Origin of the sequence: Parundibacterium terreum (genome assembly GCF_014636315.1) — a bacterium.
Taxonomy (GTDB): domain Bacteria; phylum Pseudomonadota; class Gammaproteobacteria; order Burkholderiales; family Burkholderiaceae_D; genus Undibacterium; species Undibacterium terreum.
On record NZ_BMED01000002.1, the window covers coordinates 568,836 to 583,619 of the forward strand.

Sequence of the window (14,784 nt, forward strand, 5' to 3'; positions counted from 1 at the left end):
GGCATCGGCCGACAGTTGGACCCGACAGGAGGACGGAAAGTGGTTAAGTACAATCAATCGGCAATTCTCACTATTATCGCGGCGCATATCCTTGCCGGATGCACCCCATCTCCAGCACCGGAGCATGAAGACGTGCGTCCAGTACGGACTCTTATCGCAGGTCGAACCCTAGGTTCGGTCGGCGCAAATTATTCAGGCGAAATACGTGCTCGATACGAAAGTCAGCTTGGCTTTCGTACCGGAGGCAAGATTGTTGCGCGCCTGGTCGAAGTTGGAAGTCACGTAAAACGTGGCCAGCCGCTGCTACAGCTTGATCCCTCGCAGGAAATGTTGATGGTGAATGCCGCGAGCGCCGACACCGACGCGGCGCGCAGCCGCGTTGCCCAGTCACGAGTTGACGTACAGCGCGCCGAACAATTACTAGCGAAAAATTTCGCTTCACAGGCAGAGCTTGATCATCAGCATTTGGCGCTTGATCAAGCCGAGGCCCAGCTACGCTCAGCACTCGCACGTCAACAAATGAACGCGAATTTGCGCGGCTTTACAACCTTGGTCGCCGATCGTGACGGTGTCGTGAGCGCTATCAACGCCGAAGCTGGCTCGGTGGTCGCTGCAGGCCAGCCGGTCGCTATCGTAGATGCTGACGGAGAACGAGAAGTAACGATAAGCATTCCCGAGTCACGTGTGGACGAACTACGCAAAGCAAAATCCTTGCAGATCTCAGTCTGGGCGCATCCTGGCAAGCTTTGGAACGGCACTCTACGTGAACTGGCTCCAGCAACGGATAGCGTGACGCGCACTTATTCGGCCCGCATTACGATCGAGCAGCCCGATCCTGTTCTACTGCGGCTGGGTATGACCGCATCGGTATTCGCTCCCGACGTGGAAGGTAGCGGCGCGATCCGCTTGCCGCTAACAGCGATTGCCGATCACGACGGTGAGCGCCAGGTATGGATTGTCGATCCGAAGACCAAACGTGTTGTACGTCGCAGTGTCCAATTAGGCGCTGCTCAGAACGACAGTGTTCTGGTAGTCGCCGGGCTGGCAGCTGGTGAGACTGTTGTAACTGCCGGCGTGCATCAGCTGCATGCGAATCAGCAAGTCAAACTGGCTGATTCGACACCTTCCCCTGCTTCAGGGAGCGCAAAATGAGCCGCGTCAATCTCTCAGAATGGGCGCTGAAGCATCAACAGATGATTGCCTTCCTGCTGCTTCTGCTATCAGTGGCGGGGGCGCTGGCGTATGGCAGCCTTGGCCAGAAGGAAGATCCTGACTTTACGATAAAGACTATGGTCGTACAGGCCTATTGGCCCGGCAGCTCCGCGCAGCAAATGGCCGATCAAGTGACCGACAAGCTGGAACGCGCTCTGCAAGGGGTAGCCGAGATCGACTACATGTCTACCTACGTCAAGCCTGGTGAGACTCAGATTAAAGTTAATCTACGTGAAGAGGTGTCGCCCCGTGCCGTGCCGGACGTATGGTACCAAGTGCGCAAAAAGATCGGTGATATAAAACCCACTTTGCCGCAAGGAGTGCAAGGACCGCTCTTCAATGACGAGTTCGGCGATACCTTTGGCAATCTATATGCGATCACCGGCGATGGATTCAGCTATGCCGACCTGCGTAAAATCGCAGATGACGCACGTAGTGAATTTTTACGAGTGGGCGACGTCAATAAGGTCGATCTGATTGGTAAGCAGGAGGAGAAAATCTATGTAGAGATGTCCACCGCCAAGCTGGCTTCACTTGGCCTCGACCCTGCACTGATTGCGTCGACGCTGGCTCAGGCCAATGCGGTAGCTGCTGCCGGAACTGTACAGACCTCGGCTGAGCAAGTGCGGCTGACTGTCAGCGGCGAATTCGATACCGTCGAGGGAATACGAGCGATCGGTATTCGCGCCGGCCAACGTACTTTCCGTCTGGGGGATATCGCCGACGTACGGCGCGGATTTGTCGAACCGGCCGTTTCGCGGATGCGCTTTAATGGTAACGAAGCAATTGGACTCGCGGTGAGCATGCGCAAGGGGGGCGACGTCATTCGTCTTGGAAGCAAGCTGGATGAGACCGTCCATCGAATCAAGGCTAACCTTCCTGTAGGCGTACAAATACATGCAGTCAGCGACCAGCCACGCGTTGTAGAGCATTCGGTCCACGAATTCAAGAAGAGTTTGACGGAGGCGGTACTGATTGTGCTTGCGGTAAGCTTCTTTTCATTGGGTCTGCGTACTGGCTTGGTAGTAGCGCTTTGTATTCCACTGGTGCTGGCCATGACTTTCTTGGTCATGTTTCTGCTTGGCATCGACCTGCAACGTATCTCTCTGGGTGCGCTGATCATCGCCCTCGGACTACTTGTCGATGACGCCATCATTGCCGTAGAAATGATGGCCCTGAAGCTTGAACAAGGGTGGGACAAATTTCGTGCCGCGACATACGCCTACACTGCCACAGCCTTCCCTATGTTGACCGGGACGCTGATCACGGCAGTCGGATTTCTCCCAGTCGGATTTGCAAAGTCGGGTACCGGCGAATATGTATACTCCCTGTTCCAAGTAGTGGGTATCTCGCTTCTGCTGTCATGGATAGTTGCTGTGCTTTTCACCCCCTATATCGGTTTCAAGCTGCTGAAGGAACACGCCCACGCCTCACACGACGAAGACGCAGTATACCAGCGTGGTTTCTACTCAAAATTTCGAAAGTTTGTGGACTTCTGCCTGGTACGTCGCAATTGGGTAATCGGTTTTACACTGGTGATCTTTGCTGCATCTTTGGTACTGTTCAAGGCCGTTCCACAACAGTTTTTCCCTGCCTCGGACCGCGCTGAGCTAATGGTGGACCTCTGGATGCCGAAGGCGACAACCTTCGAGGCCAGCCAACGTGAGGTTCAAGAACTCGAGACACTCCTCAAAGGTGACGCAGACATTGCTGCGGTGACCAGTTTCGTAGGCAATGGAGCTCCTCGTTTTTATCTTCCGCTGGATGCACAGACGCCGAACATCAATCTGGGCGAGATGATGGTAATGACCAAAGGTGGCGAGGCGCGCGAGCGTGTCGTGGCGAAGATACAGAACATATTTGAAAATCGTCTTCCAAATGTGCGGGGCCGCGTCAATCGTCTGGAAAACGGACCACCGGTTGGCTACCCAGTTCAATTTCGAGTGTACGGCAACGATAATGCCAAGGTGCGTGCGATCGGCGAGCGAGTTGCCACAATTATGCGCGCCAACTCGTTTGTTAGGAACGTCAACAAGGACTGGGGCGAAGGTGTGAAACGCATGCGAGTTGACGTGGACCAGGATAAGGCGCGTGCTCTAGGCATCAGTTCTTATCAGATCAAGACCGCACTTGAGGCTTCGCTGTCTGGAACTCCGATCACGCAATACCGCGAGGAAGACCAAAACATTGACGTGGTTGCCCGCCTCATCGACGCAGAGCGCACAGATCTCAATAATCTCAAAGACGCGAAGATATATCTGCGTGACGGCAAGTTTGTGCCAGTCTCACAAGTGGCCAGACTCACCCTGGACACAGAGGATAGCGAAATATGGCGGCGCAACCGAATCCCTACTCTGACGGTACGGGCCGACATCTCAGGCGCCCAAGCACCCGACGTTACGGCGGCGTTGCAGCCGAAGATGGACGCGCTGGCAAAGGAACTACCGATGGGTTACGGCATTGATGTCGGCGGTGCGGCTGAATCAAGCGAGAAGGCCCAGCATTCGGTATTCGCGGTGATGCCGGCGACTATCATCGGTGTTTTGATACTGCTGATGATCCAGCTGCAGGATATGAAAAAGATGGGCCTGGTGCTGTTGACAGCTCCCCTGGGTCTGATCGGTGTCAGCGCGATCTTGGCGGCGTTCCAAATCCCGTTCGGCTTCGTGGCCATGCTGGGTGTGATTGCATTGGCCGGCATGATCATCCGAAACTCTGTAATTCTGGTGGTACAGATAGACCAGGAAGTCGCGAACGGCATGCCGTTGTGGACAGCGATTGTGGAATCAGCCGTGCGCCGTCTACGCCCCATCGGGCTAACTGCGCTTGCCGCGATCCTGGCGATGATACCGCTGACAGAGTCGGTATTCTGGGGCCCGATGGCATGGGCCATCATGGGCGGTCTGGCGGTAGCGACTTTGCTCACGCTGATCTTTCTGCCGGCTCTGTATGCGGCCTGTTATCGGGCCCAGCGCCCAGACGTGGCCTGATCACCTATCCAAGACAAGAGATATTCCGATGAAAAAGTTACCTAATATTCCTCTCTATGTGACCAAGACTGGTTTATGCATTTTGCTTAGCCTGAACCTCACCCATGCGAGTGCCATCGACTTAGTTACGGCCTATCAACAGGCCTTACAGTTCGATCCGTCAAGTCTGGCCGACAATGAAGCGCTTACTGCTGGCCGTGAAAAGGCCGTGCAGGGCGATGCGTTGTTACGTCCGCGTATCAACCTTCAGGCGGACGTAAGCCGAATCCACGATCGGCTGACATCTGACGTTCCGCCGGCTGTTTCTACGCTCGTCCCCTCACAGAGTACCGGTACGGCACGGCAGGCAACGGTGCAGTTCGTACAACCACTGTATGACTTGGGGGCTAAGGCGAACCGGCAGCAAATGCGAGAGCAATCAGCTTTGGCGCAATTCCAGTTCGACGCCTCGCGCCAGGACCTCGTTCTGCATGTGGCCGAGGCCTATTTCGGCGTAGTAGTGGCGGACGAGACGCTCCGTGTAGTGCAAGCTGAACAGGCTGCGCTGCGCCATCAGCGAGATCGCGCGAAGGCGCGATTCGACATCGGACAGGGTAAGATCACCGATGTGCAAGAAGCGCAAGCCCGACTGGATGGTGTCGATGCGCGTGCAGTATCGGTGCAATCTGTGTTGGAGCTACGACAAACACAGTTCCGCGAGCTGATCGGTGCACCGCCAGACCAACTTGCGAAGCTGTCTTCGTCCGCTCCACGCCGTCCGGAACCAGAGGATCTGCTCACCTGGCAGACCCGGGCGGAAGATCAAAGCATGCTCGTTAAGAGCCGCCGTTCCGAGCTGGATATTGCCAAGGCCGAAATTGACAAATACCGTCTTGCTGGACGTCCAACAGTGGATTTGGTAGCCAGTTACGGCGCCAAAGGACAAAGCGGCAGCCTGTCCCCGTTGGTCGCACCTAGCGGAGACCGAACAGCAACCGTGGGATTGCAATTAAATATACCCTTGTATTCCGGCGGCAGCCTGGATTCGCGCCAGCGTGAGTCTATCGCCAAACGCTTTAAAGCAGAGCACGATCTGGATGCCGCACGTCGAGATGTACGAATTAAAGTGCAAGATGGATTCCTTGCCATGACCACCGGAGTCTCCCGTATCGCTGCTTTGGAGCAGGCCCTGGTGTCGGCACGCAGCGCGCTTGAGGCAACCGTACTTGGCCGCGACGTCGGCACGCGTACGCAGCTGGATGTTCTGGATGCGCAACAGAGGTTATTTACAGCGGAACTTGATCTTGTTCAGGCGCGTGTCGACTACCTTCTAGGTCGACTCCGCCTGGCAGGTGCAGCCGGCGAGTTGAGCGAGGACAGCCTGCGCGCACTTAGTGCCTGGCTAAGCTCGTAAAGCGACGGCAAAGAGTACGTGTAGCTATAGACATTGGACACCGCAGATGACACGCAGCTTTGCCTGCGACCTCATCTGCCGGTGGGTGTTACATTTGACCAGATCCCCGACGGCAAGAGGATGCTGGCCAACGTTCCCGCAAGATCAAAAAGGATCTCCAATATTATGGTTGCAGGCATCCTCAGTGCGATGGCCCAATCCAGGCTCAACATAGCCAGTGCCAGGCAGCTTACCAAACTAGTCACCTATCAACAAACTATCAAGCAGGTCCATATGAACTGGAAAAATTTTTGGCCGGACAAAAAGGCATTTGCCAATAGATTTGGAGTCGATTTTAACGCCCCAAAATTAAAGTGTATCAGAGATATTGAGTGTTCAACTCCTGGGGTTACGGCCAGGGTGGTAGAGTTCGATCGTAATTTTCAGTCTGTACCATACGTGGAATCTAGATCCACAAAAGCGATCAGAGCGTATGAGAGTTTTGTTGGCGCCGAGGCGATTCTCATGGTCAACTTAATAATTCGTCGTTAGTACACAGGCATGCGGCGAGCGCTCTTTGAATTTGACAAGGGGTCGAATGAAACAGGTCGACCTCTTTACCGGTGTAGGAGAATCCATCGGAGCCACGCAGTGTCACTGCCTGGATAATGAACCTTGAAGATCATCCTACACAAAATTTGACGTTAGCTCAGTCATCCAACGCAGCAATTGGTTGCCCGGACCGCCTTCTGAAGCCGATCCTCCCCCTGCAGACTCAGACAAAAAAAGCCCAACAGAAGTAGGTTGCCGCATTTTATCAATTTCTGCCCTCAGTGCCACCACGGTCTCCTGCGATTGCGAACCAGCGATCTTCGCATCACCTAGCTCACTCAGCAATTTTTCCATCGCCACGAGTGTCTGTTCTTTTTCGCGGGTAGCCTGAATCAATTGATTGTCAAGTCCGTCCAGGTGCGTCGTCAGTCCGCGCACAAAGCCGCCCATTTCATCTGCGCTGCCGGCCATGCGGTTGAAGATAGCCAGGAAGTAACCGACAAGGGCATTCTCGGAGAAGTTGGGATACCGGATGCGATGGTCAATCTCGCTCCATCCCTCTTCAAATATCGTCCGGACTTGAACTTCAGTTAACACTTTGCGGTGGAATGCCTGACTTTCGCATACATAGTGAATCGAACGATATCCAGCGGGATGGCGCTTTACATTGAATCCTTTTTCCGCGAAATGCTTTTCAAGTCCCTCGGTATCTCCCAGCCTGGTGTAGGCGATGGGCGTTTCGGTTAAAGGCCATTTCGTTCTAAGCATTCCGTCTATCGCAAAACAGTCGTCCTTGAATAGGTGTAGCGCACGAAGTCCGACAAGATCAGTGATAACTTGATGGTAGTTATCCAACGTCAGGGCAAGATACTTTTCCGATCCTTCGCACCGCTTGCGTACGATTTTCTCCAGCAGGTGGTCGGTATTTTTTACTCGCCACCTGACTGAGTGGACACTGTCGAAATTTTGAATGGCCTTCGCAAACAGTTCTGCCGATTGTAACAACTGATCTCTGTGTGATTCATGGTCGGTACCAATCGCAGCAAGTTCATCCCATTTGCATGTGCTTGCCTCCCATGTCTCGTTCGATATCCGGTTCTTTTCCAAGAACTCTTTTAGGGTCATGCTCATCGTCATACAGTTATTTCCTGTTGCTTGGGGATATTCATTAGATTGAGATGCCGGCGCAATCATGCAGAAAGCACCGCATTAAACAGCACCTGCAGCACCATGGGTACCCAGATTAGCAATACAGGCTTGCACTGTCTCTTCGTAAGAGCGCAAAGTTAAATGAGCTCCAGGAATTGTTTGGTCAATCGGTTTCAATTCTTCGAAAGGATTTTTCAGGCATAGTGTGAGCACTTTTGCGTGTGGCACCCGTTGACGGATTTTTTCAACTGAAATCTGCAGGAGATCGTGCTCCTTTTGAGCATCCATGGAAACAAGGCAAACCACGGAAACGAGTTCCGGTGTGCTCTCGGGCGGCGGTGGAGCTTCTAAATCTTCCAGGGAGAGGTGTCGCCCATCCAGGTTCTGTGCACGAAGGACCCTTACCAGAATTTCCGCCGCGAACTCGTTTGTCACTGACCCCAGGCCAATTGTTAAAATAATAGAGCCTGCAGGCACGTTCAATGGCCCTTGCCATTGACCGAAATCTCGCTCTCTTTTCACCCGCAAATGTCGTGCCGCGTTAACGCCCTCCAGCAATGTGACACTCGAATTTCCTTTCCACCATTTTCTGTTTTCCTCTAAGGATATAAGTAGAGATGTAACTGCATTGGTGACTTTTAATTCCTCTTCTCTGGTGATGGATTTTTCCATGAAGTCTGTTTGTGCTAAATACAAAGCGGGCGTCAACACCACATCGCAATAACTACTGAACGACTTGCGCTTGAGAAAGCGCTTTGCACTGGCGGTGATCTCGTGTGCGTCGCCAGCCAGAGCCCGCTGATAGAAATTCTCAGGGACTGTCAGTGCTGGTATTTCTCCGAGTAGAATTTCCAGAAATTTGAGTGCATCAACATAGCGTCCAGCCACAAGCAAACAAAGCGTCAGAGGTGTTGACAGGATAAGACCGACAGGCCCCCATATCCAGCTCCAGAAGATGGCAGAAATAACAACCGAGAGTGGCGATAGTCCAGTGGCATGCCCATATAATCGCGGCTCAACAAACTGTGAAATGATCAATTCGACGAAGCCAAACCACGTTAAGCTTAAGATCGCCAATGTCCAGTCTGGCGATATAGCAGCTGCCAACAGAGTTGCGCAAGCGGCCGCGATCCAAGCTCCTACGTATGGAACAAAGCGTAGCGACGCCGTGAGTACTCCCCATAACAGCGCCTGCGGAACGCCAATGATAGCAAGTCCGATACAAATTAGCGTACCGACCAAGAGATTGACAGCGAATTGAGAAACAAAAAAACGGGATAGCCGATTTCCAGCGTCGTTGACTGCAACCGTAGTAGCCCGCAAGTTACTCTTGCCGATCAACCTAATAAATCGGTCACGCAATGCTTCGTGTTCCAGCAATACAAATATCAACACAATAAACACGATTCCGGCGCTCTCGATAGGTCCCCATACAGAAGTTGCGATTCGCGTGAGAATTTGTACGGGCGATGGCGCCGGCTCACGCAATTCCACCGGAACTGGCGCCGTTAATTCGGAAGACGTTGGCAGAGCCTCTGTTGTAGTGGGAAAGTGATCTATCTTTGGATTACTTGAGAGTTGTTTTATAACACGATGTGAATGCTCGGTAATCGCACTAAGCTTACCCAGCGTAATTTGGTCGAGTATCTCCAGCTTATGATGTATCGTGTTTTCGTATTGCGGTAGACTTGACCCCATTCGAATCAGTTGCGAGGTGATGAGCGAACCGGTCGCGAGCAGTCCCAATGTGAGTACAAGAACGCAGGTTGCAACAGAACCTGTTTGCCCCATACCAAATTGTTTCAATCGGCGAACCATTGGCGCCACCAGGAGACTAAGAAGAATAGCCAGCACTATCGGGATGAGTACCTCCCTCCCAAAGTAAAGGAGCGCCAATACAAGCGCCGCGCTGAGAATCTTGCTTAGTTGATTAGCGCTTTCTTGAGATCTTATTTTGCTGGGCATTTGCTGCTCCATTGAAATTTTGGATTATGTATAGCTTCGGCATTCGAAACTGAACAGTTGCGCCGAATGGCTCGTTCGGGGCTAAAGCGGAGCTTGGGTTTTCTTTACATGTATCTATGTGTAAACGAACTAAGTATTCAACTATTCCAATGATCCTGGTTCACATACAAAATTTCCATTCACCTGAAATGCCTTTACGTTAGCCGCAATTCTTGTGGTGACATCGATGACCGATCGCTGCACGCCATGTACCAAACCATCAATGCCAGCGCTGACCGGTTCAGATATGTTTACCTGGCATGTATTACTGCGCCCGTTATCTGAACGACTAATGATCCATCCAAAGATGGATTGCACCTTATCACCGGGGATGGCAACAAAATCATGCAGTTCAATTGCAATACGATATGTAGGTTGATCTCTAAGCCGTCCAGAGCGGCTCACGTCAATAGCATTCAAGCGAGCAACTAGGCTACTCGCCAATGCGTCTCGCAGTTCGCTGTTAAAGGGTGAAGACCACCGTTCTTGCTCCAGAATATCGACGCCTGCGCCAGATTTTCCAGCGATATTCACAACCAATTGGGGGCGAGCCAATCGTTCCGGCACTACCACTGGAGCAACTTCGATGAACATTGGTAGCACCTCTCGCTCAGAAGAAGTTGCGGTTAGTTTCGGCGCCGAAAGCGTGTAAAAGTGCGTTGGAGCTGACCCGCAACCTGCTAAAAAAATAGCAATTACAATGCAGCCGAAGCCTGCCAGTTTTGTCGATTTCATCAATTATTCCCTTCTCGTCTGCCACGAATGACAGCTTCTGGATGACGTTCAAGATAATCGGTTAGCACTCTCATCGAGACGGCAGTCCGGGATAGTTCTTGCAGGGTCTGGCGTATGTCTTGCTGCAGAGGGGCATTATCGGACAGTGTTCGATTGGCGTTGCCTAGCGTCAAACGGACATCTTTCAGAGCTGCTGTAATTTCTGGAGCCACGTCGTTGTTTAAACTCTTCGTTAATTGTTCTGCGCTGAGCAAGGTGTGATTTAAGGTACTTAAGGTTTTTCGCAAATCCACAGCAATGTCGTCGAATGGCACTTTGCTTAGCTTCTTGGCTATCTCGGCGATCTGCGACTGAATTTCATCCATACCGTTCGGTATGGTTGGGATCTCGATTGGCGTGGATGAAGTATCGATAGTAACTGGCGCGGCTTTTGGAAAAAAATCCAAGGCGACATATAGCTGCCCTGTCAGCAAGCTGCCAGTCCGCAATTGCGCACGCAAGCCACGGTTGACCATGTATTGCAATTGTTGTTTCGCAGTAAAGCTTGAGTGCAGCTCTTCTTCGGCATATTTGCGCCCCAAACGCAGCGGATAGATCTGCATCACGACGGGCATATTGAATTCGCGGTGTTTGGCGTCGTATTCAATCCCTATAGATTTGACCTCGCCCAAGACCACACCGCGAAAGTCAACCGTACTACCTGGAGTCAATCCACGTAGAGATTGATTAAAATGCATTACCACTATTTCCGATCGGCCGTCAGGTGTCTTCAAGGCGGACTCCTCATCCGCAGCAAGGTCAAAGGTAGTATTCGCCTTGGCCGCTAACCCCAGGGTGTCATCCGGTGATTGGAATGCGATACCGCCAAGTACCACCGTTGCAAGCGCTTGCGTACGCAGCTTAAAACCACTGGCGTTGACTTGCATGTCGAATCCACTTGCATGCCAGAAGCGGGTGTTCGCGCCAACTAATTTGTCGTACGGCGCCTCAATAAAGATACGTAATGTGACACCTTTTCCATCTTCATCCAGATCAAAAGCAGCCAACTGGCCGACTTTTATCCGACGGAAATAGATGGGCGAGCCGATATCAAGTGATCCAATGTCAGCAGCATGCAGCAAGTATTGTTTTCCTGCCTCGTTTTGCCGAACGATCGGTTGCACTTCGAGTCCGAGAAACTCAGCTTTTCGTTCCTTCGAAGAGCCGCCATCGACCCCAATATAGGCTCCCGAAAGAAGCGTACTAAGGCCGGAGACACCGGAAGCCGCCACGCGCGGACGAACTACCCAAAAGCGTGTATCGGTGGCGGTGAAGCTATCAGCTTCTTTCGACAATTGAACTTTGACCAAAACATGTGAATGATCCTGACTCAAGGTGATTGCCTGTACCAAGCCGATATCAACATCCTTAAACTTGACTTTGGTTTTTCCTGCCTCAAGACCATCAGCGGTACGAAATGATATAGTGATTGACGGTCCGCGCTCGGTCATTGTTTTGACCACGAGCGTCAGGCCGACAAGCGCTGCTACTATTGGGATAAGCCAAATTAATGAAGGAAGCCAATCGTGTTTCCGGCTAAGTTTTGGCAGTGGCAGCGATACCTTATTTTCTACATCATTCATTCTGTGCTTTTTCTATTCGTTGAATCTTGCTTAACTCTTGATCTGCGCGATCCCATCCCAGACGTGGGTCGAAACTATGAGATGCCAGCATCGTGAATACAACTACCGAGCCAAATGCCATTGCCCCAAATCCCGCCGAGATGGATGCAAATCCTTCGATTTGTACTAAGCCAACCAGCAGGGATATGACGAAGACATCTAGCATGGACCACCGGCCGATAGTTTCCATTAGCCGGTACAGTTTGGCTCGTTCCAGACGGCGCCAATCACTCTTGCTTTGTGCCATCGTTGTAAGCAGAATCAATGAGCCTAATTTGAAGAGGGGCACAAACACGCTGGCAATGAAAATGATTGAGGCCAGTGTCCAGGAGCCCGATATCCAAAAATAGATCACCCCGCTCATGATGGTGTCTTCATGCGTGCCCAATACTGTTCTGGTCACCATCACAGGCATCAAGTTGGCGGGAATATACATAATGCAGGCCGTGATAAGGAATGCCCAACTGCGTCTGAGACTGCCTGGTTTGCGAACATGGAGCGAGCTACCGCAACGCCGGCATTGGTCGTGCGTTGAACAATTTCTCCAGACTGTGCCGCAACAATGGCATGACACCATGGCGAGCTCGGCAGCTGTGACAGCCGGAAGATCTTCGCTCAATTTCTCAAAGGCAGAGTAAGAGGCGGCGGTGTCATTGTTCACGTCGCCTCTTTCCCGTTGTTACCTGAATTTGCCATATTCCAAAGCAATCGAAGATCGAAAGAAGTGACTGCAGTTAGTAGCACAGTCAATACTCCGAAAGACCACAGGGCGATTCCTGGGACTATAGTCGCCATGCTGGACAATTTGACTAATGCCACTAGAACACCGAGCAGGAATACCTCAACCATTCCCCAGGGCCGTAGTCGCTGCATAGTGCGAATCAGAAAATTAAAACCAACGGCCGAACGCCGATTTGCGAGCGCTAGCAGGATGTAGAGCAAAGACACCAAGTGTAAAAGCGGAAACAGGATGGTAGTTGTCAAGACCAACATTGCGACCAAATCCATGCCGCTTGATCTCAGTGACAAGACAGACCCCAACAATGTCGTGCTGCTGCTCAGACCATGCATCTCAATCTGGATGATGGGGAAACAATTTGAGATCACAAATATGATCAGACTCGCCACCGTCAGGGGAAGGATTTGTCGCCTTATTTTGCTAGCGTCACGGTCCAGTTCTGTGCCACAGCGGCGACAATGAATGATCTCTTTTGAGCGCAACAGTGGACGGCGATAGAGAGCATCACATCCATTACAGGCAATTAAGTTGGGGACTTCGTACATTGTGTATCTTGGATTTGAATGATTGAGCTGAAGGTCATTTCAAAATGCAGCCGGTAAGTGACGCGGCAAACAGCTTGGAGCGATGACAAGCTGCGCGACAAGCCAGGAAACTTTTTTAAACATCCCATTAACGCAAAGTAAGTCGAATGTATTAGGTACTTTTTTGCTTCCAGTTGAGACATTCGTCGAAGTATTGCTTGAATAGCATGCAAGAAATCACGTGATATTCAGATTCTAATTGGCATAATATGTCATCTTGACAGTAATGTCAATTCAAAGTTATTTTCGTGTTTGAACTCTTGAATAAATACGGATATCGCGAACGCGAAGCTGAGAGAATTGCTGTGATAAAGAGAGACAGCCCCACCGGAGTAAGGCGGTAGAGCTGTCGGAAAGAATCAGGCGTCAGAACTTATGGGTGTAGCCAATACCGATCAGATTTACGCGGGTATGGTAGCTGCCATTGAGCACGCCGGGGGTACCGTTTCTGCTGTCGTAATCGTCGTCCATCCTATTGATTGGCGCCTGTTTGAGCTTGATATAGCTGTAAGCGAGATCGAGTGCGTTGTGCGAGTCGATCCGGTAGCTGGCGCCCAACGAGTACATCTGACGGTTGGCGTCAGGCAGCACCGTCAATGCATAGCGCGAGTTGGACGCCGGTGACTGGTCGTACATATAGCCGCCGCGCATAGTCCATTGTTCGTCAAACTTGAAGCTAGCGCCGACCGAGGCGCGCCAACTGTTTCGCCATGCTGTCTCCTGAACGACCTTACGGTCAGGTATTTGTGCTGTTGGCATGTCGATCTCGATCGCCTGCAGGCGATCATGCCGGTTCCAGGTGATATCGCCCATGACGGCCCAGCGCGTGTCCAGCTCATGATAGGTATTGAGGGAGACGCTTTCCGGAGTTGTGACCGCCATTGAGGCGTCGCTATTTGCTAGCGCGGTATGAATTCCGCCATTGAGTGGCGAAACAGAGCCGCCAGGCAGGTTGCTGGGAATCGTGAACTGGGCGGAACCGTGCAATTTTTGTGTGATGAAGGAGCGGTAGGCCAAGCCGATTCGCGTACCATCGCTCGGGGTGAACAGATAGCCTAGATTGAATCCGTAGCCCCAATCAGTTCCACTAACGCGAACCTTGGCATCCGCTTGGGTGGCATAAGCCATGGCAGCGCCCTGGCAAGTGGCTGGATCACCGCCGCCAGCTAGGCAAGTTCCAAAGGCGACAGGCGACAAGTCCTGATTCTTGCTAAGTTTGACGTTCAAATATTGTGCGCTGACGCCAAAGCCGATACTGTGACGCGCATTTAACTTAAAGCCGAGCGAAGGATTGATGTTTAGCGACTTAAAATCCACATCACTCCCGTAATAGCGGCCGGCAAAATTGTCGTCGTAGCCAATCTTTGAACCGTAGGGGACAAACAAACCGATGCCTGCCGTTAGCCGGTCATTGATCTGATGCGACAGATAGCCGTGGGGGATAACTGCCTGCTTAGCGTAGTTGCCACCGCTGTCTGCCGAAGAAACGGGTTGGCCGCTGCCGTTTGTGGCACTGCTGAACCTGAAAGTCGAATGTGGGTTTACTGCCGTGCCCCCGAATGTTGCTTGGTTGCTTTCCAACCTGGTCAACCCCGCTGGGTTATAGAAAATCGTAGATGGATCGCTCGCCTCGGCCGTTCCGGCATTTGAGCTACCTTGAGCTCGTATACTTTGTACGTCAAACTGATAGCCGGATGCCCGGGCCGCTTGGTCTACCCCGCACGCTGCCACAGCCAGCAGCGTGTGTAATGCAATCTTGTTCTTCTTCCTACCCATGACCCTGTCT

General features: G+C 52.0%; 11 protein-coding genes. 4 read left to right on the forward strand and 7 right to left on the reverse strand.

Features of this window, described 5'->3' with window-relative positions:
• Positions 1-39 precede the first annotated feature (39 nt).
• Genes IEW12_RS11640 through IEW12_RS11655 form a run of 4 tightly spaced genes read left to right on the forward strand, consistent with a single transcriptional unit; the run spans position 40 to position 6,126 of the window.
• On the forward strand, positions 40-1,152 hold the full coding sequence (locus tag IEW12_RS11640) for an efflux RND transporter periplasmic adaptor subunit (protein WP_229751058.1): 1,113 nt from the start codon (positions 40-42) through the stop codon (positions 1,150-1,152).
• Entirely contained in the window at positions 1,149-4,202 is a 3,054-nt protein-coding gene (locus tag IEW12_RS11645) for an efflux RND transporter permease subunit (protein WP_188566209.1), read from the forward strand. Before IEW12_RS11640 ends, IEW12_RS11645 begins: the two co-directional genes overlap by 4 nt.
• A gap of 28 nt (positions 4,203-4,230) precedes the next feature.
• Positions 4,231-5,595 (forward strand): TolC family outer membrane protein, encoded by a 1,365-nt coding sequence (locus tag IEW12_RS11650; protein WP_188566210.1) that lies wholly within the window; start codon positions 4,231-4,233, stop codon positions 5,593-5,595.
• Between the two features lie 33 nt (positions 5,596-5,628).
• On the forward strand, positions 5,629-6,126 hold the full coding sequence (locus IEW12_RS11655) for a hypothetical protein (RefSeq protein WP_188566211.1): 498 nt from the start codon (positions 5,629-5,631) through the stop codon (positions 6,124-6,126).
• Positions 6,127-6,261: 135 nt separating this feature from the next.
• On the opposite strand, the gene IEW12_RS11660 is transcribed toward IEW12_RS11655, so the two are convergent.
• From IEW12_RS11660 to IEW12_RS11690, 7 genes are all read right to left on the reverse strand, one after another.
• The gene (locus IEW12_RS11660) at positions 6,262-7,263 is read right to left on the reverse strand and encodes a RelA/SpoT domain-containing protein (protein ID WP_188566212.1); all 1,002 of its coding nucleotides are present in this window, start codon (positions 7,261-7,263) and stop codon (positions 6,262-6,264) included.
• Between the two features lie 72 nt (positions 7,264-7,335).
• Positions 7,336-9,240 (reverse strand): AI-2E family transporter, encoded by a 1,905-nt coding sequence (locus tag IEW12_RS11665; protein ID WP_188566213.1) that lies wholly within the window; start codon positions 9,238-9,240, stop codon positions 7,336-7,338.
• 141 nt (positions 9,241-9,381) lie between these two features.
• Positions 9,382-10,014 (reverse strand): PqiC family protein, encoded by a 633-nt coding sequence (locus IEW12_RS11670; protein ID WP_188566214.1) that lies wholly within the window; start codon positions 10,012-10,014, stop codon positions 9,382-9,384.
• Positions 10,014-11,636, reverse strand: coding sequence for a PqiB family protein (locus IEW12_RS11675; protein ID WP_188566215.1), 1,623 nt, complete (start codon positions 11,634-11,636; stop codon positions 10,014-10,016). The genes IEW12_RS11670 and IEW12_RS11675 overlap by 1 nt, the downstream gene beginning before the upstream one ends.
• Complete coding sequence (locus IEW12_RS11680) at positions 11,629-12,336, reverse strand: paraquat-inducible protein A (protein ID WP_371874533.1); 708 nt, start codon at positions 12,334-12,336, stop codon at positions 11,629-11,631. The genes IEW12_RS11675 and IEW12_RS11680 overlap by 8 nt, the downstream gene beginning before the upstream one ends.
• Positions 12,333-12,959, reverse strand: a complete 627-nt coding sequence (locus IEW12_RS11685) for a paraquat-inducible protein A (protein ID WP_188566216.1) — start codon at positions 12,957-12,959, stop codon at positions 12,333-12,335. Before IEW12_RS11685 ends, IEW12_RS11680 begins: the two co-directional genes overlap by 4 nt.
• Before the next feature lie 405 nt (positions 12,960-13,364).
• Complete coding sequence (locus tag IEW12_RS11690) at positions 13,365-14,774, reverse strand: OmpP1/FadL family transporter (protein WP_188566217.1); 1,410 nt, start codon at positions 14,772-14,774, stop codon at positions 13,365-13,367.
• Positions 14,775-14,784 lie beyond the last annotated feature (10 nt).